Consider the following 22,048-nt stretch of genomic DNA (forward strand, 5'->3'; position numbering starts at 1 on the left):
TTAACGGATAAAATAATTAAAATCCGCTTTCATCCGTTTCATCCGCGTCATCCGCGAACCTGGTTCTTTAATGTTTCAAATATTCTTAGAAACTATACTGCACCGCCAAGTTCATCCTGTTGGCATGGCGAGTGTCGCCGTTGAAATCCGTACGCCAGCCGCGCAGGTATTCGGCTCCGACCTGCAAGTCGGAAGTAATGTTCCAAAACAGAGTGGCGTTGAGATACTGCCCGTACCGATACTGATCGGAAGGAGTGGCAGGATAACCGTCATGGCTATAGAGGCGTGACTGCCCGTAGGTGCTGGTGACAAATACCTTCGGAGAGAAATTATACTGCATGCCGGCAAACCATCCCATCATCGGGAGCACCTGCATCTTCCCTTCCTTTTCAGGATTCGGAACGACATCGACGTTCAACATGCTCATATCGTTCAGGAACTGCCCGATGCCCTTGCCGTAAACACCCTGTCCGTAGACCTGCAAACGGTTCGTCAGGTTGAAGGTGGCGGAAGCCAATACGCCCCATCCGACCTCCGACTCAGCCTTGTGGGCCGTCAAATTGTCGTAAGTCATGCTGCGGATGATAGCCGCTGCGCGGAAATGGCTTTTGGGGTTCCAACCATACTGCACGTAGACCGGGAAGTTCGGCATCCGTTGTTTGGCGATGCTGACATGGTCGTTCGTCAGACCGTCCACCACCGGCATTTCCACACCGATACCGGCTTTCAGGCCTTTGGCAAGCGCATGTTCGTAGCGGATCTGCGTGGCGTGGTAGATCGACATCCCGTTAGGACCGGCAAAGTCGATCGTTGCAGGCACATTGCCCAAGTCCATGAACGAACCGTAGTCGTAGCCCGCCGTAAAGCCGCGTGCCGACACATACGCATTCCTCAACTCGAATATCTTGCCGCTGCCTCCCCGGAAGTTACCGGCGGTGTACACCACGAAATCGCCTAACAAGTCCGTATGCCCGACCAGTTTCAGGAAGATAGTGCTGGTAGTGGCGTCCATCTGGAACTGGTTCCGCACGTACGACTGCCCCCTGCCCGGAATCAAAGCCGGATAAAAGTCTATATTATCGGAAATACCGCCAAAATCATATTCGGCTGCCAGTTTCACATAACCTCCGATACCGAGTGCGAACTTGCCTTTTCGGTCCGTCAGCAGGAAGCGGGGTGCTTTCGGTTCGTGGAAACGAGGACTCTGTGTCTCATTCATGATCCGGATAATTTCGTCGCCCGCCTTGTCGATGGTGACAAACATAACCGAGTTAGGTTCGTTATCCTCAACCACAACTTTCTGAGCGTGGGAATGAGCAGAAACCAGCCCCATTCCGAGCAGTAGAACTGCGCTTTTCAACAATGTTTTCATAAATGTGCTTTTTGTTTAGATGAATTACCAATTTGAACAGATACCGGCGGAAAAGGTTGTGTTAAACGGTTCATTTAACGAGCGATTGTGTGATATCCATCTCTTTTCATCCATGTCGCGAACGGCTATCCGAAGGTTTACGGTGAAGCGTTATCCTATCGGGAGGAAAGGCTTAAAATAAGGAAGAGGCTGCCCGCATCATACCGGTAAAAAAACGGTCCATTGCGCAACAGCCTCCCATTACAGGCTTTCGAGGCCCCTATCATCATTAGTACATACATTTTATTAACAACTGTCATATTCTCACGAACGGACAGTTGCATTTGAAAAACAAACGGTCATAGAACGCGTTTAAATTGACCGGTTTTTCAGAAAATAATGCTATATATATGAATCCATCATGATTTAAAGGGATGCGACAGAACACAAAAAGGCGTGAGACTGCCGCAAATCATCTACACGAAGGCGTCTCCCAAAGCCTAGTACATAGATAATAAGCAACAGCTCACGCCGTTATGCTATACATTTCTGTATATATACAACTGACGTGAGCATTTTGTTGCCATTATCCCGATGTACTCTTAAAAAGCTGGGAGACTTTTCGTGTCGGAATAATACCTTTAAAAATGCTTTATTCAAAAACCGAGTTATTGACAGCTTGCCGCTGCAAGCCGTTATTTTTTCAATAACCTTACAAAGATAAAGACATTTTTGAATAAATAAAAATTTATGTACATTTCTTTGAGATGCTCATCGCTTCCCGGACAGATGCCCACCTTTTTACTGCAACCTGATCTGCGGATAATAAGAGGAGGTTCGATATATTTTCTCAAAAGTTATATCGAACTCAGGCTAAATATCACTATTTTTGTTGCCATAATACAAAAATAAGATGAAGATGAAAAAGCTGTTTGCTATATGTTTAGTGGCCCTCTCGGCTCTGATATCCGTCCATTTGCAAGCGCAAGAGGTTGAAACGCTGGTGCTGATCGATACCGATATGGGGAAGATCAAAGTAAAACTCTTTAACGACACGCCCCAGCATCGCGACAATTTTATCAAGAACGTGAACGAGCAGCGTTACGACGGGTTGCTGTTTCACCGTGTCATCAAGCAGTTTATGATACAGGCGGGCGACATCAATTCAAAAGACGCCCCGATGGAACAACATTTAGGCGACGGCGACCCGGACTACACGATCCCGGCAGAGATCGTGTACCCGAAATACTTCCATAAACGCGGCATGTTCGCCGCCGCCCGCACAAGCGACGAAGAGAATCCGGAACGCGCCTCTTCGGCGACCCAGTTCTATATCGTAACCGGACAGTTCTTTACGGAAATGGAACTCGACAAGATGGAGAAGGAACAAGGCATCACCTTCACTCCCGAACAGCGCCAAGCCTATATGCTGGAAGGCGGCACACCCCACCTGGACGGTAAATACACGATCTTCGGCGAAGTCGTAAGCGGCATGAAAGCGGTCGACAAGATCCAGTTCACCGAGACGAACGCAGACGACCGTCCTGTCAAGAACATCAAAATCAAGTCAATGAAGATAGTCAACAAATAAACAACAAAGAATGGAAACGAAAGAAACATTAGTGGTGATGGACACCACGCTCGGAAAGATAAAATTCAAATTATATAACGAGACACCGCAGCACCGCGACAATTTCATCAAGCTGGCAAAAGCCGGACAATACGACGGCCTGCTGTTCCACCGCGTCATCAAGGACTTTATGGTACAAGGCGGCGATGTCACCTCCAAAGACGCCCCGATGAACAAACAGTTAGGAGCCGGCGACCTGGGCTATACCGTTCCGGCAGAGTTCAACTATCCCAAGTATTTCCATAAAAAAGGAGCTTTGTGCGCCGCCCGTACCGGAGACGAAGTGAACCCGGAAAAGGCATCGTCCGCCTCGCAGTTCTATATCGTCACGGGCAAGAAATATTCGGAAGCCGAACTCGGCCAGATGGAAAAGCAGCTGGAAGGACGCCTGAAACAAGCCATCTTCAACCGCCTCCAGACGGAGAACAAGCCCAAGATCATGGAACTCTACCGAAGCGGCAACAAAGAAGAACTCGCCGTGCTCCGCGACACCCTGATCGGAAAGACCGAACTGGAAGCCGAAAAGCGGAAAGACGAGACGAAGATGCCGGCCGAACTGCGCGAGACCTACAAGACGGTCGGCGGCGTGCCCTTCCTCGACAACCAGTACACCGTCTACGGCGAAGTGGTGGAAGGCCTGGACGTGGTAGACGCGATCCAGCAAGTAAAGACCAATAAACAAGACCGCCCGACGGAAAATGTAGTAATCAAGTCGGTAAAGGTTTTGGAATGATGCCGCTTTCGGTCTACAAGGAGCATTACAAAGAAACGATACGCCTGGGTGTCCCGATCATGTTGGGACAGCTGGGCATTATTGTTGTAGGCTTTGCCGACAACATCATGGTCGGGCACCACAGTACGGCCGAACTGGCTGCCGCCTCGTTCGTCAACAACTTCTTCAACCTCGTGTTCATTGCGGGGATGGGATTTTCCTACGGGCTTACTCCCATCATCGGGGGCTACTTTGCACGGAAAGAGTATGCCAAGGCAGGCGAGACACTGAAAAACAGCCTTTGCATCAACCTCATCGTAGGATTGCTACTCAGCCTCTGCATGCTGGCCCTGCTACTGAACATCCATATCCTGAAGCAGCCGGAAGAGTTGATGCCCTATATCGTGCCTTACTACATCCTGCAGCTTTTCTCGGTCATCTTCGCCATGCTGTTCAACTCGTTCAAGCAGTTCAGCGACGGCACGACAGACACGGTCACCCCGATGTGCGTCATGTTAGGAGCCAACGTGTTCAACATCATCGGGAACTACCTGCTGATATATGGCAACTTCGGATGCCCCGAACTGGGACTTACCGGCGCCGGCATCTCGACACTCGCCAGCCGTATCCTTACATTCGGGATATTCTGCGTCCTGTTTGCCAGGCATTCCCGTTACCGGCTTTACCGGGAAGGGTTCAAGAAAGGGACGGTCAACCGGGCGAACATAGGCAACCTGGTCCGCCTCGGCCTGCCGGTCGGCTTCCAGATGGGAGTCGAGACAGGTTCGTTCAGCCTGAGCGTCATCATGATGGGTTGGCTGGGAAGCACGGCGCTTGCCGCCCACCAAGTGGCAGGCGTGATCACCACGCTCGGCTTCATGGTCTATTACGGCATAGCCGCGGCGGTCACCATACGGGTGAGCAACTTCCGGGGCCGGAACGAGTGGTCCGCCATACGGCACGCGTCCTTTGCCGGCCTGCATCTGGTCATGGGGACGGCAGCCATCGTGGTTCTCCTGATCGGGACCTTCCGCAACACCATGGGATATATCATCACTCCGGAAAAAGAGGTGGTCGAACTGGTCGCCCTGCTCGCCTGGTCGGTGATCCTGTACCAGGCAGGCGACGGACTGCAAATCCTCTTCGCCAACGCCCTGCGCGGCATCTCGGATGTCAAATATATGGCCTGGATGGCTTTCATCTGCCACTTCGGGCTGGCGCTCCCCATCGGTTACCTGTGCGGGTTCACCCTCGGCTGGGGAGCCGTCGGCGTCTGGTGCGGCTTTCCGGTCAGCCTGACCACGCTCGGAGTGTTACTTTGGAGACGTTTCAATCGATTGACAATAAAAAAATAGTGTATGACTAAAGACATAACAACAGAACACGTATTAAACGACTTGCGCTACCTGACGCTATTGGCACGCAGCTTTCCGACGGTGGCAGATGCCAGCACGGAAATCATCAACCTGGAGGCCATCCTGAACCTGCCGAAAGGGACGGAACATTTCCTGTCCGACATCCACGGCGAGCACCAGGCTTTCAACCATGTACTGAAGAATGCCTCCGGTGCGATCAAGCGCAAGGTGAACGAAATATTCAGCAACACGCTGCGCGATTTCGAGAAGAAGGAACTCTGCACGCTGATCTACTATCCGGAACAAAAACTGGAACTGATCCGGCAACGCGAAAAGGAGCTGGACGACTGGTATCTGATCACGCTGAACCAACTGGTGCGCGTATGCCGGAACGTCTCGTCCAAATACACACGCTCGAAAGTGCGCAAGGCCTTGCCGAAGGAGTTCTCCTACATCATCCAGGAACTGCTCCACGAATCGAGCGACGAGCCGAACAAGTCCGCCTATGTGGACCAGATCATCAACACGATCATCTCGACCGGCCGGGCGAACGACTTCATCATCGCCCTATGCAACCTGATCCAACGCCTGACGATCGACCTGCTGCACATCATCGGCGACATCTACGACCGCGGACCGGGCGCCCACATCATCATGGACACGCTTTGCAACTACCATAACTTCGACATCCAATGGGGCAACCACGACATCCTCTGGATGGGGGCCGCCGCCGGCAACGCGGGAAGCATCGCCAACGTGATCCGCATGTGCATGCGCTACGGCAACCTGGCGACCCTCGAAGACGGCTACGGCATCAACCTCCTGCCCCTGGCGACATTCGCGATGGAGGTATACGCCGACGACCCCTGCGAGCTGTTCATCCCGCGCACGAATGCTTCGGACGCGACCTTCGACGAAAAGACGACCCAACTGATCGCCCGCATGCACAAGGCGATCACGATCATCCAGTTCAAGCTGGAAGGCGAGATTATCCGCCGCCGTCCGGAATTCGGGATGGACGACCGCCTGTTGCTCCACCATATCGACCTCCGCCGCGGGACGATCCGCATCGAAGGAAAGGAATACGAATTGAAAGACAAGAACTGGCCGACCCTCAACGCCAAGGACCCCTATGCCCTTTCGATCGAAGAAGAAGAACTGATGCGCCGCATCAAGCACTCGTTCGAATGCAGCGAGAAACTGAAAAAGCACATGCGCTGCCTGTTCACCCACGGCAGCATGTACCAGGTCTGCAACTCCAACCTGCTCTTCCACGCCTCCGTCCCGATGAACCCGGACGGCACGCTCAAGGCGATCCGGATCGAAGGAACGGAATATAAGGGTAAAGCCCTGTTGGACAAAGTGGACCAGCTGGTGCGCACGGCTTATTTCGACGCCGACGACAGCCCGGAGAAGGACTTCGCGATGGATTACATCTGGTACCTTTGGGAAGGCAAGGACTCTCCCCTTTTCGACAAGAGCCGGATGGCGACTTTCGAACGCTGCTTCATCGACGACAAGGAGGTGCAGAAGGAAGAAAAAGGCGCCTACTATTCCCTCCGCGAAGAAGAATCGGTCTGCGACATGCTGCTGGACGAATTCGGCGTCACCGGCCGGCACCGCCACATCATCAACGGGCACGTCCCCGTACGCTCCATCAAAGGCGAGAACCCGATCAAGGCGAACGGCAAGCTGCTCGTGATCGACGGCGGCTTCTCCAAGGCCTACCACCCGGAGACAGGCATTGCCGGATATACCCTGGTCTACCATTCGCGCGGTTTCCAGCTGGTGCAGCACGAACCGTTCCTGTCGACCGACCAGGCCATCAAGGAGGGCAAGGACATCCGTTCCACCACCATCGTCGTGGAGCTGAACTCCCACCGCCAGATGGTCAAGGATACGGACAAGGGGGCGGACCTGCAACAGCAGATCCACGACCTGGAAAAGCTCCTTTATGCTTTCCGCAACGGGTTTATCAAAGAAAAAGAACGTTACAAATAAAAAATACCTGTCATGAACAGCGAGAAACTGAAAGGTCACATCCTGATATTGATAACCAATATCCTGTTTGCCGTCAACATGCCGATATCCAAATATCTGCTGCCGACGCACGTTCCCCCCGAAGGTCTTACGATCATGCGCATGGCTTTCGCCTGCGTGATGTTCTGGATCGTGTCTCTCTTCACGGTAAAAGAGAAAGTGCCGTTGAAAGACTTAGGGATGCTTTTTGTCTGCGCTCTTTGCGGGGTGGGAATCAACCAGGGGTTGTTCATCGTCGGGCTGAACCGTTCTTCTCCTGTCGACGCTTCCATCATCGCCACGGCCGTGCCGATCTTCGTGCTGCTGCTGGCCGCCGTCATCCTGAAGGAGCCGATCACCCGGAAAAAATCGTTCGGGGTGTTCATGGGGGTCAGCGGCGGCCTGCTGCTTGTCTTCAGCTCCACACATGCCGCCGACAGCATCAGCAGCCTCGACGGCGACGTGATGATGATCGTCAGCGGATTGATGTACGCCATCTACCTGGTTCTGTCGAAACCGCTCTCCCTGCGCTATTCATCGGTCACGATGATGAAATGGATGTTCCTCTTCACGACACTGACGCTGGTCCCCTTCACCTTCCGGCATGTGCTCGACGCTCCCGCTTTCCATCGGGAAGTTTGGGACTTCACGGAACTGGGCGCGATCTTCTACGTCCTCTTCGGAGCGACGTTCCTCCCCTACCTGCTCATCCCGATGTCGTTGAAGCGAATCCGTCCGACAACGGTCAGCATGTACAACTACGTGCAGCCGATCGTCGCCTCGTTCATCGCCGTCATGATCGGGCAAGACACCCTTTCGTGGCAGAAATTCCTGTCGGCGGTCCTGGTCTTCACAGGTGTTTATCTCGTGACACAGAGCAAAAGCCGGGCAGATATGGAAAAGGAAAACCGGTGACTTTCACAAGCCACCGGTCTTAAAAGGATTCACATGAGTGTGTCTCTCTAAGAATGTGTAATCCACTAATAATTTATTGTGTATAAAATCAATTCACACCCGTACGCGTGTCCCACCACATTTGTTTGCCCCAAACATAATCCTGAATACCGGCAGCGGCAGCGGTTACGTTTGCTTCATTATACAAATACTCATTCTGCGGATAGGGGAAACGGAACGGTACGTCATTATGAATGCCTTTATAAGTCGAACGTGCACCCGGATATTGCGGCGTAACGCCGTCGGCTGCCTTTGCCGTATGGATGTAAGTCGGATAACCCGTCCGGCGATACAATGACCAAGCCTCGATATTCTGCTTGAACAAAGCGACCCACCATTCGAAATACAAACGGTCCGATGTCCCGTCCCACTTTCCTTTTCCAGCCAAATAGGCGTCGGCGGCGGCGGCATCCAAATCATTGTCTTCCATGGATAGACGAACGGCTTGTTCATAGGCATCGGCGGCGGTCATCGGTACATTCCAACCTTTCAATGCAGCTTCGGCCATGATAAAATAGTTCTCGCAAGCCCGGTAGAAAGGAGAAAAGCCAGCCGGATCTTCACGATATTTGACACCCATTCGGGATATGTCATGGATCGATGCAGGAGCGGCAGCCGCACCGTTTTCAAATCCTCTGTATTCACCGTCGTTCTTTGCCGGTTTTGCCACGACTGCCAAACGGGGGTCTTCCATTTTCTTCAAATGATCGATAAAGATTTCCGCCATACCGTCATCATCACGTGTTCTGAAATTGCTGTAATAGCGTTCGAAATAATCGCCTGAACCTTGCCACCAGAAATAAGCGTTGTCTTCGCATTCGGTAATATACGGGTATCGGGTCGGGTTCGAAAGGATTTCTTCTACAACCCCTTGAGATGCGGGATATACGCCGGATATACGCATAGCGACGCGCAAACGCAAGGAGTTACAGAACTTTTGCCATCTTTCCACATTCCCTTTATACAGGAAATCGCCTTCACCCAAAGCGTCGCTGCCTAAACCTTCAGCCCAGCTGTCCGCCACGGATTTCAGGTTGGATAATATTTGCGGATAGATGTCCGACTGCGCATCATAAGAGGCCTTCAAGATACCTCCGGCTTCCGGCGCTCCCTTAAAGGCTTGGGAATACGGAATATCTCCGAAACAGTCCGTACACATCAGAATCAGATAGTTCTGCATGATCGTGCAGACATTCCGCATATTCTTGTTGCCGTCTGCTTTATCTTCTGTCTGGTCAAGAATATCCTGTAATTGCGTATGTCCCCAATAGGTCTGATACCAACGGTTCCCATAGGTGTTGTTGGAGGGGATATATCCACCGTAATTATTCAGATACTGGACTTCCGATACATAACCGGCCCATTGGGCGATATCCAAATCGCCACCATACTGATCGGCAGTTCTGCGTAACACATCTGCCAACATGTTCGTGTATGGCACTTTGCTATATGCGTCCGGATCGGTATTTATTTCTTCAAAGGATCCTGTACATCCTGTAGCAACCGTCGTAGCGAGCGAGATTGCCCAAATTTTATATTTGTTGCTCATAATTTGATAATTTACTGGTTAAAATGTCAAACCTAACTTAAGACCGAAACTGCGTGAACCCGGAGTTGAAGCTTGTTCCAAACCGACACCGCGGCTGTCGCTTGCCACACCGCCCGATTCCGGATCGATACGTAACGTATTGGAAGAGTGTACCCAAAGCAAAGCCAAGTTCGTTCCGATCAAGGAGATTGTCGCACGATTGAAATATTTCGTCTTGTTCAGGATCGATTTCGGAACGTTATACGAGATATAAGCTTCACGCAACTTCAAGAATGAACCGTCGAAAACATACATTTCAGCTACATTATTTCCGTTAAACCAGGAAAAAGCATCGGTTTCGATCGTATTTTCCACATAATGCCCGTTCGCATCCGGCGTAACGAAACGTTCGTTTGTCAAAACATCCTTACCGGCGACGATAGGCCGTTCACGGATGCCGTTGTCAGCCGTCACTTTAGCCACACCTGTCTGATAGGAGTGTGCCATTGTCTGCGACCAGATATCACCGCCAATGCGTAAATCGAGCAAGAAACCGAAACCGAAATCCTTGTACGTGAAGTCATGGCGCCATCCCATCATGAAATCGGGAGTTACGTTACCCATCACTTTCGAGGCGTCCTTGTCCAACGCTCCGTTTGAAAGCAATTTGATCGCTCCGATCTGATCTGCCGTAGCCTTTCCGGCTTCCACGTCATCCTGGCTCACCCGCTTGAAACCTTCACCGACCAATGCGCCCCATTTTTCACCGACCTTCGCTTGAGTCGCAATACCCCAGGTCCAACCTAACCCATAGGTATCCAACAGCGGGTTTCCGGTTTCCGGATCATTATATAATTCCACGACCTTGCTCTTATCTTTAGCAAAATTCAAGGTAGAGCTCCAAGTGAAACCGTCTTTTTGGCTACGGAAGATATCGCCTCTTACCTGAAGTTCGACACCTTTATTGTCAATCCGTCCGGCATTTACCAACATCGAACCGAATCCGACTACATTAGAAGTAGAGACAGACAATATTTGGTCTTTCGTCTGTTTCTGGTAATAAGCCAAATCAAAGTGCAAACGGTCATCGAACAAGCCGACTTCCGTACCGACTTCCCAAGTCGTGATACTTTCCGGTTTCAAGTCATAATTCGGATAGCCAAAACTTTTGTACATCTGCGAAACGCCGTTAAAAGAAGCAGACTCTGCATAATAATAATAGCTGTTACGATAAGCACTGGTTGCCGAACCGATCTGTGCGACACCTCCACGTAATTTCCAGAAAGTCAGCACGTCGTTTTGCATGCTCTCGAATGAAGCGGTCGGAATCCAACTTAAGCTGACAGAGGGATAGAAGAACGATTCGCGGATCGTGGAACTCCAGTCATTACGGGCACTTACATCCATATACAACTGGCTCTTCCAACCCAAAGAAGCATTTGCATAAACAGAGTTCGAACGGATATGGCTGTGATCCATTTCGGCTACAGCATCCCCGGACTTATTCGCCAATGTGTAAACACCGCGAACCGTCAGGGCATTCGCTCCGATCCGATGCGTTTCATAATTCAAATCACGATAATTGGCACCTACAATTCCACTCAAGTTGAAATCGCCGAAATTCTTATTGATCGTACCGATAATATCTGCATTCAATTCCGTATTGGTAGTGTTACGCTGGAAGAATGCGCCATCGGGATAGTCGCCACGGTCATAGTAGTGACGTTCAAATGTTTTGGCATTGTAATAGTCCATACCGATGCGTCCTTCGAACTTCAACCATTCGAACGGTTGATAGAACAATGATGATTTGGCAAAAATACGGTCGCGTTGATAGCTGTTGGTATTTTCATTCACCGTAAAATAAGGGTTCACATGCCACTGGTCGATCCAGTTGTAATAAGTATAATTGCCGGCTGCATCTTTCTGATCCCAATTCTCTTTCAACGATTTCATATTAACCTGACGGCCTGCCCATGTTGCCAAAGAAACAACCGGGTTGTTACTTCCATAACCTTGACCGATCAAGTTGTCGCTTTCGGTACGGGTATAATTGGCAGAGAGATTGAACATGATGTATTTATTCAGCTTCATCTCCGTATTCACTTGACCCGAATATTTCTTTTGGTCTGTGTTGGGGATGGTCCCTTTTTGGTCACGATAGGAAAGCGAAGCACGTGTAGTTGCTTTTTCCCCTTTTGCCTGTATGGACACAACGTGGTTCATGGTTAATCCGGTCTGGAAGAAATCCTTCACGTTGTCCGGTCGTGAAACCCAGTCCACATATTCGCCGTTGCTATCGAACTGGCTGATTTTCAGTCCGGCATCCAAACGAGGTCCCCAAGACATATCCTCTTGACCTACTCTCGTATTATAGTCATAACCATATTTGACTGCATAATCCTGATAGCTCAAGTCGGAATGTTCTCCATATTTCCAATAGTATTCCTCACCGTATAATCCCTGGCCATACGAATTTTGGAATTTGGGAAGATTGGCTACCCGGTCCATTGTAATGTTCATGTCATAGGAAATTGTCACGCCATTTGAATTTTTCCCTGATTTGGTTGTAATCAGAATTACCCCGTTACCGGCACGCATACCGTACAGGGCTGCCGAACCTCCTTTTAGCACGGAAATCGATTCGATGTCCTCCGGATTGATATCGTTCAGACCTGAACCATAGTCGACACCGTTATAGGCATTGTCGCCCGAACGCTGTGTGTCGTTGGCGATAGGTACACCATCCACAACGATCAGCGGCTGTTGGTCCGAACTTAAAGAAGAATTACCGCGTACGGAAATACGGGAAGAAGCACCGACCGATCCACCGAACTGGTTTACTTGTACCCCTGCAACTTTCCCGCTCAACGAACTTGTAATGGAGGCACTTCCCGCTTTCGTCAACTCATCCGATTTTACTTCCTGGATAGCATATCCCAACGACTTCTTCTCGCGGTTCAATCCCATTGCCGTCACCACCACTTCGTCCAGATTATGTAAATCGGATTCCAGGATAATTTTCAATCCGTCTTTAATCGCCACTTCCTGCGTTTTCATTCCCAAATAAGAAATAACCAACGTTTTGGCAGAAGCAGGCACTTCCAACGAAAAAACTCCGTCCACATCGGTGACGATACCGATCTGGGTTCCTCTCACGACTACAGCTGCACCAATCACAGGTTCATTGTCTTCCGAAGAGACAACCGTCCCTGTAATCTTACGATTCTGAGCCAATACTATGTTCATGCTTGTTACCAAACATAACATAAGAAATAATACTCGTTTCATAGACACTATTTATTAATTGTTAATATATAAAAGCCAATACGGTTAAAGAACGTAGTTCTAAGAGAACTATGGCCATTTTTGAACAGGTGTTAATACGAAAAGACGCAAACAGGGAATGGCATAAAGTTCTTTTTAAGATGGTTCCCTGAACAAAAAGTCATATTTTTATCATGAAGATATATTTTTTGCCTAAAAAATTGTGTATTTAAAACACAATTCATATATTTGCGACAGAATTAACAAATAATAGCCTTTGGTGAGCAATATTTGTTTAATACAGGCAAAAATAGTTATAAGAGGGCGGACGTTCATATCTATTTTACCATAGTTCTCTTAGGACGCAATCCTTATATTAACGAATATCAACCTTCAACATTCTAAAATTAATAATATACACTCCATTTTTAAGCAATATTAATGTCGATCGCCTTTTTAATATATTTTCGTCCCTCGTATAAAAAATATATAAATAAAAGGATCAACTTGCCTCAGACTGGTGAAATAGCGGGCTTATTGTATAATACCGGTTCCTTGACAACAATATACAATCTTTAATAATAGGACTGAAATCCGTTTTTTTTGCGGGCAAAAAGGACTTTATCGTTCGAAGTGCGCAGTTTTTAGCCACGAAGACGGTCGTAATTCTCCCGAAGTGCGCAGTGTATATAACATGACGACCGTCTTGATGGCGACGAAGACGGTCGTAAAGGAAACGAAGACGGTCGTCGTGGCGGGAAAGTCCCCGAATCGGTTTGAGATATACGGGAAATGTCCCGACTTTTTTTACTACAGGCGATTCTCCGGGAGTTCAGGTTTTCCACAATGTCCATACTTTCTCTTATTCTGATCACAAAGAGACATCGTTTTTTCATTTTCTGCCTACGACGTTTTTTTAATCGTCACCAATTCCGGCTAAAAGCCGACAAGAAGTCAAATCAAAACGATCCAGAATTTTACCTGAAATAGAATCCGGGCCAATTGGGGGTTATTGTCATTTTTCCTATTCAACCTTGTTTTCCGGTTCTTACAAATGGGGATATTATCCGAATTCACGCACCAATCTCAACTGGGGCATAAGAGAGAATTTACACTGGCTAAAAATCGACAAAACAGAACGAACTCCAAACTATGCTTATTGGAATACAGTGACCGAACTCTATTTCCAAACTTATTATTATTTCTCGCCCCAAATCCGCCTGTCAGCCGATGTAAGGGGCGGCTTGGAATATAGCAAGTATAAGTATTGGGACACAGGGCAATTAGGTTGGAACGGTTCGTTCGAGTTGACTTTCACGTATTCATTGTTCTAATCAAATCACCATCTATCCACATAACACAATAAAAAAACCTCCGGATTCTCTCTGAATTTCCGGAGGTTTTTTTATTCGTTTACTATTTACGGTTCATAAACCCCGCTATATGGGTTTTGGTCACCAGCTGGCCAGATATCGTCAACCAAAGCTTTGTTGTTCTTCAATTCGGAATTTGGCAACTGGAATATAAAACGCCATGAGCGAGCAGGAAGTTGGACACTACCACCATTATAATCAACATGATTACCGGTACGGAGCAAAGGCTTTTGGTTACGAACAATATCAAACAATGCATAACCTTCTCCATACAATTCTTTGCGCCTTTCTAATAAAATAGATTCAATCAAATCATCACCTGTCGTTTCAGATCGTTTTGCTTTACGCATATCTTGAAGTTGCCATAATAATTCTTTGGCTTCAGCCTCTTTGCCCTGACGAGCACATGCTTCTGCCGCATTCAGCAACATTTCGTCAGCACGCATAAAAGAATAAGATCCCCGGCATTCCTCATTATCACGGAATTTATAAGATACATAAATCTGATCCCACCACCATTCAAACTGGCTTGCACGAATATCTTCTTCATCAAACAGATCCACAAAGTCTGTAGCCAAAAACCAACCTGCAAAGGTATAACATTTACGTGTTCCGTTTGCCCACATAGCAAATTGAGAATAATCCCCCATATTCTGTTCTTCGGTCTGTTTCATACCCCAAATCCAAGATGGAATGGTATGATCGTTAAAACCAGACAAGAACTCTTCATTCGTTGTCAACGGATAAATAGCCAACAGTTTCTTTGCATATTCTTCTGCTTTAGGCCAATTATTCATCGTTTGATACACCTGCGCCAACACCCCCTGCACAACTGTTTGATCGAAATTATTAATACGGTCTCCACGATCAAATCCATCCAATAAAGTTTCAGCTTGCGTCAAATCAGATAGCACTTGATCGTACGTTTGCTGCAAAGTTCCACGAGGTTTTCCTTCGGTCTTTTCAGTTGTCGGTTCGGTATAAATCGGCATTCCCGGCATATCTTTGGCAATCGCATAGGTCTGCTGGAAGAAACGTGCCAAATCAAAATAAGCCCATCCGCGCATCGCATAAGCCTGCCCTTTTATAAATTGCTTATCTTCATCATCTCCTGCGCATTGATCGACATAAGCCAAAATTGAATTCACATTATTGATCAATCTATAATGAAAAGTCCACAATTGGCTTGAACGAAAAATATCGGCACGCGTTTCACCCCAGTAGTTATATACAAAAGTGTACCATCCACCCCAAGCGATAATGTCTTCACCACACATATCTGAAATATGTATAACGGAAGGCAGACCATAATCATCCTGTCGATCCGCCCCTCCACTATTATATGCACGCATCTGATAATAACATCCGTTTAAAGCAGCCTGAGCACCAGCTACAGTTTTAAAGACTTCATTATCAGCAACCGATGTTGACGGATTCGTTTCCAAAAAATCACTGCACCCCATTAATCCACTTGCAAGAATTCCCGCTACAAGTGCTAATATATTATATTTTAATGATTTCATATCTTTTATTTGCTTTTCTATTTAACAATAACATATTCCTACAAATTCAATTGTAAGCCAAAAGAGACAGACTTCGTTACCGGGAAGCGGTTTGAAGTCGTACCTGAAACACTTTGCTCAGGGTCTGTACCACGCTTCGCCGCGCTACCGACAGTCAGCAAATTATCACCTTGGACAAAGAAGCGCAAAGAGTTTACCTGGAATTTAGAAGTTAACGACTTAGGAAGCGTATATCCCAATGTTACATTTCTTAAACGGGCAAACGTATTATTATATAAGAATTTGGAAGAATAGGAACCCATTGTGTTTGCATAAGCAGTAGACAAACGCGGGAACTTGGCATCCGTATTTTCCGGAGTCCATGCATCCAACATATCCGGATGCATACTATAACCCGTACGGTAGGCCATCATCTGAGAATAATCGCCGTCGTAAAGTTTTCCACCAAAACTATAGTAAATCATAAATGACAAGTCTATCCCTTTATAAGAGAAATTATTGGTAAAACCACCAAACAACTTAGGGATGGCATCTCCCAAATATTTCTTCTGGTTATCACTTGTCAAAGCATTCAGATCTTCTGTTTTTACTCTTCTGACAAGTACTTTTTCCCCGGCTTCATTCGTTTCGTAAATATTCTGCCAATACTGGTCATTACCGGTTTCCGGATTTACACCTGCATACTCGACTCCCCAGAAATTGTAACGAGATTCTCCTTCACGCCATTTGAAATAGCCGGAATTCATTTCCTCTTGCGGTAATTTTGTAATACGGTTTTTATAAGATGTTCCGTTCAAATCGACTGTCCACTTGAAATCTTTTGTCGAGATTGCAGCATAATTCAAAGAGAACTCGATACCATAGTTTTTAACATCGCCAATATTCCTGTCTATACCACTAAAACCGGTAGACGGAGCCATAGGCATCGTAAACAACAAATCTTTCGATTTACGGTTGAACCACTCAAAACTACCACTCAGTTTATTAAATACGGCAAAATCCACACCTACATTAAACTGCATATTACTTTCCCACTTCAAAGTCTTATTCGGCAAACGGCTGATCATCACACCGGCATTATTGTAGTCGTTATTTCCCGTCGCATACAAACCTTGATAAGCATAATAAGTTCCCAAGTTGTCATTTCCCACGGCACCATAACTTGCTTTTAACTTCAAGTTATCCAACCAATCTTTATAGGGCTGCATAAATTTTTCATTCGAAATACGCCAAGAAGCACCAACCGACCAGAATTTACCCCAACGGCTATCCGGGTGAAAACGGGAAGAACCATCAGTACGGAAACTTGCCGATACATAATAACGATCGTTATAATCATACTCGGCACGGCTAAACCAACTCAGTAAGCGATACTTATTATAATAAGAACTCATGCTGTTCATTTTCGAAGCGGCGTTGATCTCTGTCAATCCGTTAAAAGGGAAACCTCTTTTTGAAGCCGACAAATTTTTATAGTGAGTCGAATAGGCTTCCTGTCCCAACAAGACTGTCAAAGTATGATCACCAAAAGATTTATTGTAAGTCAATAAGTTATTGACAGTATATGCAAAATTACGATCACTTTCTTTGTAAGCCTCTCCACCGTATCCCGCAGCAAAACCATGTTCACCATTCGTATATCCATCATAGGTGTACTGATAAAAATCAACACTCAAGTTTGTACGCCAAGTCAACTCCGGTAAGAATTTTATCTCAAAATAAGTACGCATCGACACGTCATCATGCATCCAGGGAGAAGGATTGTAAACAGCATCAGCCAATGGATTCCAACCGATCCAACTCTGACGGTTATCTCCATAATCATAAACCAGATCGCCATTGCTATCTTTTTTATAGCCTTGCGCATTGGCATCCCATTCATAAATCGGATAGTTAGAAGGAACAGTTCTTAAAAACCAAACTGTTGTTTCTCCTGCAGACATCTCACGTACACTATGAGACAAATTGATATTGGCTCCAACTTTCAACCATTTCTTCACTTCATAATTCAAATTGGCACGAGCGGAGAAACGCTCGAATTTCTGAGTAGAGAACACACCTTTATCGTTCAAATAACCAGCAGAAAGGAAATAGTCCGCTTTATTGGATTTACCACTAAAGTCTACTGTATATTCCTGACGTAAACGGGATTTCAACAGTTCATTTCTCCAATCACCAGAATATAACAACTGCGCATTCGGATCGATTTTACCATCCAGGCCTACAGGATTAGCCATATTATAAGGATTAAGTTTCAACTCGTTACCCAATGCACCTGTTGCATATTGGGCAGCTTCTTCAGCAGAAACACCTTTATTATCCATATAGCCATTCTTCAAAGCCAACCATGTCAATTCCGTAAACTCGTTCGGGCTCAAAGCTCTCGGCAGATCCACCGCCAAAGAAGAGAATCCCCAAGTCGAACGGAAATTGATCTGGCCCTTCTCGCTGGCGCCCTTGCGGGTCGTGATCATCACAACGCCGTTGGCTGCTCGTGAACCGTACAAGGCGGTAGCCGAAGCGTCTTTCAAAATAGTCATAGACTCGATATCGTTCGGGTTAATCGCATTCAAATACCCGTCGTAAGCCGTACCGTCCACCACATAAAGCGGAGAACTGGATGCGTTCATGGAACCGATACCACGGATCATAATCGTCGCATCTGCTCCCGGTTCACCGGAATTGTTGACAACCTGCACACCGCTGCTCTGCCCCTGCAAAGCCTGCGTGATGTTGGATGCTTTGATTTTTTCCAGCGATTCTTTCTTGACCACGCTGGCCGATCCTGTAAAAGTCGATTTCTTTCCTGTACCGTAGGCAACAACCATCACCTCGTCGATCGCGACCATATCCGGCTCCATTTCGATCTTCATGCTACGGCCGGTAATGGAGACCTCTTTCGTCTTATACCCCAAGTAAGAGAGATGCAGAGTTTTAGTACGGGGAGAAACATTCATGGAGAACTCTCCTTTTTCATTGGTGGTTACGCCATTCATCGTTTGCTTGTCTACAACAGCCACACCGATCATCGGCAAACCGTCTTCGGTAGAAATTACGACACCCGACACAGTCTTTTCCTGCGCCATCAGCAAATGCCCCCATAAGGACAATACAAAAAGAATCCAAAAGAACCTCTTCATAATCAATCGATTTAAATGATACATACAAGTAAAGTACATTGACCTGTAAAAACATTTTCCTTCAATTAAGGTATATAGAGCATTAACGATCCCTAATTAAAGGACGTAGTTCTAACAGGACGTTGTATTCGACACACTAATAAGCGCAAATATATTAAATTTATAATTAAACAAACTAAAATAAGATATTTTTTAACCGTAAAGACTAAAAAATATTCAGATTATAAAACAACAGGGAGAAGCCGGATGCTGGTTTCAAGACTTTTTTCTACCGAGTCTATACCTTGAATATAAAAGGATGATTTCATAATCTCGCCCTCCGATAGTCCGGGAGACCGATTGCAAACGTCGTCCCACCAAGTTCTGTTAGAACTACGTCCTTCTTTTTGGCGTGATATCGAACTTTTTTCTGTCAAATTTCAACTTTCAGCTAAAAAAACACTTGCATTTGAAAAATAATGCGTAATATTGCCGACGCAAATATAAACACAAGAAAAATCGCAAATGACATTAACAGGTTTCACATATCATACCTGGGCACTGACAATGACCCCTTGGGGGGTTTAGCAAATACAAATAAACAAGTGCGGAGACCACGTCCCGCTTTGTTGCAATTCTCACATTGCACTTGCGTTTCTTTTTTCAAATCAATCAATAAATTAGTAAATAACTGACATTCTCAAACCGGCAGGCAGTTCCGTTTATAAGCTGCCGATTGTCGATTGCCGATTGTCAACTAAATAAATACATATCGATGAAAGTATTGAAATTCGGCGGAACATCCGTAGGTTCCGTGGATAGCATCCTGAGTGTAAAGAAGATAGTAGAGGCTATTGAAGAGCCTGTAATCGTCGTAGTATCCGCCTTAGGGGGGATTACGGACAAACTGCTGAAGACAGCCTCGATGGCAACAAACGGAGATGTAGCCTACGAAAGAGAGTTTTCCGAAATCGTCACCCGCCATCTCGACGTCATACAAGGTGTTATCCCTGACAAAACAAAGCGGATCGAAGTGCAGAAGCAAGTGATGGCTTTGCTCGACGAACTGGGGAATATTTACAAAGGTGTGTACCTCATCAACGACCTGTCGGCCAAGACTTCCGACACGATCGTCAGCTACGGCGAGCGTATCTCCTCGCTGATCGTTTCGAATGTGATAAACGAAGCGAAACTGTTCGACTCGCGCAAATTCATCAAGACGGTCAAACAGTTCAACAAGCATATCGTCGATTTCGAATCGACTAACAAACTGATCGAAGAGACATTCAACCCGTTGCCCAAAGTTTCGTTGGTTCCCGGTTTCATCTCTTCCAGCAAGGAAGGAGAAGTGACCAACCTCGGACGAGGAGGCTCCGACTATACCGCCTCCATCCTGGCGACAGCTTTAGGTGCACGCCGGCTGGAGATATGGACGGATGTGGACGGCTTCATGACAGCCGATCCGCGTGTGATCAGTTCGGCCTACGTCATCGACCGGCTGACCTTTACGGAAGCGATGGAGCTGTGTAACTTCGGAGCGAAGGTGATTTATCCTCCAACGATCTACCCGGTTTATCACAAAAACATACCGATCCGCATCCTGAACACCTTCAACCCGACCGCAAGGGGTACTTACATCTCCAAAGAACGGGTGCAGGATGACAGCAAAGCGATCATCAAAGGGATCTCGTCCATCAACGACACCTGCCTGATCACGGTGCAAGGTCTGGGCATGGTCGGCGTAATCGGCGTCAACTACCGTATTTTCAAAACATTGGCCAAGAACGGCATCAGTGTGTTCATGGTATCGCAGGCCAGTTCGGAGAACAACACGACATTTGCCGTCCGGAATGCGGATGCGGACCTGGCGGTAAAAGTCCTGGACGAAGAGTTCGCACTCGAACGCGCCCAGGGCGACATGAGCGACACGGTGGCGGAAAAAGACCTGGCTACCGTCGCCATCGTAGGCGAAAACATGAAACGCACACCGGGTATTGCCGGCAGATTGTTCGGGACGCTGGGCAGCGCAGGTATCAGCGTGATCGCCTGTGCACAGGGAGCATCCGAAACGAACATTTCGTTCGTCATCAAGCTGAAATACCTGCGCAAGGCATTGAACTCCATCCATGATTCGTTTTTTCTCTCCCAATACAAGGTGCTGAACCTTTTCATCGCCGGCGTAGGTACGGTCGGAGGCAACCTGTTGGAACAGATCCGCATCCAGCAACCGAAACTGATGCAACAGAACGGGCTGAAACTGAATGTGGTCGGCATAGCCAACAGCAAGCATGCCATCTTCTGCCGCGAAGGGCTGAAACTGGAGACCTGTATCGACGAATTGAAAAAGAACGGGCAGGAAAGCTCGCCCGAACATCTGAAAGAAGAGATCCTGAAGATGAATATCTTTAACTCGGTATTCGTGGACTGCACGGCCAACCAAGCAGTCTCCGACCTTTACGAGGAATTGCTGAACAACAACGTATCGGTCGTTGCGGCAAACAAGATCGCCGCATCTTCTTCATACGAAAACTATATCAAACTGAAAGAAACGGCCCGCCACCGCGGCATCAAGTTCCTCTTCGAAACGAACGTCGGAGCCGGACTGCCGATCATCAACACGATGAACGACCTGATCAACAGCGGCGACCATATCCTGAAACTGGAGGCTGTCCTTTCCGGCACACTCAATTATATCTTCAATACGTTGAGTGCCGACATTCCTTTCAGCAAAGCGATCATGATGGCAAAAGAAGAAGGATATTCCGAACCGGACCCCCGTATCGACCTGAGCGGAAAAGACGTGATACGCAAATTAGTGATCCTCGCACGTGAAGCCGGTTACAAGGTGGAACAGGAAGATGTGAAGCGCAACCTTTTCATTCCCGAAAGCTATTTCGAAGGTTCGCTGGACGATTTCTGGCGCAACATACAAGGTCTGGATGCCCGGTTCGAAGAGAAGCGCCAGCAGTTGGAAGCGGAAGACAAGCGTTTCCGATTCGTCGCCAAGATGGAAAACGGCGCCTGCGAAGTCGGTTTGCAGGAAGTCGATGCACACCACCCGTTCTACGAACTGGAGGGCAGCAACAACATCATCATGATCTCTACCGAACGATACCACGAGTATCCTATGATCATCAAAGGCTATGGAGCCGGAGCCGACGTTACGGCGGCCGGAGTCTTCGCCGATATTATTTCGATCGCTAACATTCGATAAATT

12 protein-coding genes are annotated in these 22,048 nt (G+C 47.4%); 7 read left to right on the plus strand and 5 right to left on the minus strand.

Annotated elements, in window-relative coordinates:
• Positions 1-85 precede the first annotated feature (85 nt).
• The gene (locus RDN79_RS09845) at positions 86-1,372 is read right to left on the minus strand and encodes a DcaP family trimeric outer membrane transporter (RefSeq protein WP_298546791.1); all 1,287 of its coding nucleotides are present in this window, start codon (positions 1,370-1,372) and stop codon (positions 86-88) included.
• An 898-nt stretch (positions 1,373-2,270) separates the two neighbouring features.
• Here RDN79_RS09845 and RDN79_RS09850 point away from each other — a divergent pair.
• Genes RDN79_RS09850 through RDN79_RS09870 form a run of 5 tightly spaced genes read left to right on the plus strand, consistent with a single transcriptional unit; the run spans position 2,271 to position 7,982 of the window.
• Positions 2,271-2,942 carry a peptidylprolyl isomerase gene (locus RDN79_RS09850; RefSeq protein ID WP_298546793.1) on the plus strand — a complete coding sequence of 224 codons (672 nt, stop codon included), beginning with the start codon at positions 2,271-2,273 and terminating at the stop codon, positions 2,940-2,942.
• 10 nt (positions 2,943-2,952) lie between these two features.
• On the plus strand, positions 2,953-3,714 hold the full coding sequence (locus RDN79_RS09855; RefSeq protein ID WP_298546795.1) for a peptidylprolyl isomerase: 762 nt from the start codon (positions 2,953-2,955) through the stop codon (positions 3,712-3,714).
• Positions 3,711-5,048: an MATE family efflux transporter gene (locus RDN79_RS09860; protein WP_298546797.1), complete on the plus strand. Its 1,338-nt coding sequence runs from the start codon at positions 3,711-3,713 to the stop codon at positions 5,046-5,048. Before RDN79_RS09855 ends, RDN79_RS09860 begins: the two co-directional genes overlap by 4 nt.
• A gap of 3 nt (positions 5,049-5,051) precedes the next feature.
• Entirely contained in the window at positions 5,052-7,049 is a 1,998-nt protein-coding gene (locus tag RDN79_RS09865) for a fructose-1,6-bisphosphatase (RefSeq protein WP_298546799.1), read from the plus strand.
• Positions 7,050-7,061: 12 nt separating this feature from the next.
• Positions 7,062-7,982, plus strand: a complete 921-nt coding sequence (locus RDN79_RS09870; RefSeq protein ID WP_298546801.1) for a DMT family transporter — start codon at positions 7,062-7,064, stop codon at positions 7,980-7,982.
• A gap of 88 nt (positions 7,983-8,070) precedes the next feature.
• Here RDN79_RS09870 and RDN79_RS09875 read toward each other — a convergent pair whose 3' ends face one another.
• Positions 8,071-9,570: a SusD/RagB family nutrient-binding outer membrane lipoprotein gene (locus tag RDN79_RS09875; protein ID WP_298546803.1), complete on the minus strand. Its 1,500-nt coding sequence runs from the start codon at positions 9,568-9,570 to the stop codon at positions 8,071-8,073.
• A gap of 18 nt (positions 9,571-9,588) precedes the next feature.
• On the minus strand, positions 9,589-12,840 hold the full coding sequence (locus RDN79_RS09880) for a SusC/RagA family TonB-linked outer membrane protein (protein ID WP_298546807.1): 3,252 nt from the start codon (positions 12,838-12,840) through the stop codon (positions 9,589-9,591).
• 1,145 nt (positions 12,841-13,985) lie between these two features.
• Between RDN79_RS09880 and RDN79_RS09885 the strand changes: the two genes are divergently transcribed.
• Positions 13,986-14,150, plus strand: a complete 165-nt coding sequence (locus RDN79_RS09885) for a hypothetical protein (RefSeq protein ID WP_308573202.1) — start codon at positions 13,986-13,988, stop codon at positions 14,148-14,150.
• A gap of 86 nt (positions 14,151-14,236) precedes the next feature.
• Here RDN79_RS09885 and RDN79_RS09890 read toward each other — a convergent pair whose 3' ends face one another.
• Together RDN79_RS09890 and RDN79_RS09895 are read right to left on the minus strand one after the other, a co-directional pair.
• Positions 14,237-15,712 (minus strand): RagB/SusD family nutrient uptake outer membrane protein, encoded by a 1,476-nt coding sequence (locus RDN79_RS09890; protein WP_298546811.1) that lies wholly within the window; start codon positions 15,710-15,712, stop codon positions 14,237-14,239.
• Between the two features lie 38 nt (positions 15,713-15,750).
• Positions 15,751-18,852: a TonB-dependent receptor gene (locus RDN79_RS09895; protein ID WP_298546813.1), complete on the minus strand. Its 3,102-nt coding sequence runs from the start codon at positions 18,850-18,852 to the stop codon at positions 15,751-15,753.
• Between the two features lie 754 nt (positions 18,853-19,606).
• Here RDN79_RS09895 and thrA point away from each other — a divergent pair.
• Positions 19,607-22,045, plus strand: coding sequence for a bifunctional aspartate kinase/homoserine dehydrogenase I (gene thrA, locus RDN79_RS09900; RefSeq protein ID WP_298546815.1), 2,439 nt, complete (start codon positions 19,607-19,609; stop codon positions 22,043-22,045).
• The last annotated feature ends 3 nt before the right edge of the window (positions 22,046-22,048 follow it).

This window comes from uncultured Parabacteroides sp. (assembly GCF_902493135.1).
Lineage (GTDB): Bacteria > Bacteroidota > Bacteroidia > Bacteroidales > Tannerellaceae > Parabacteroides.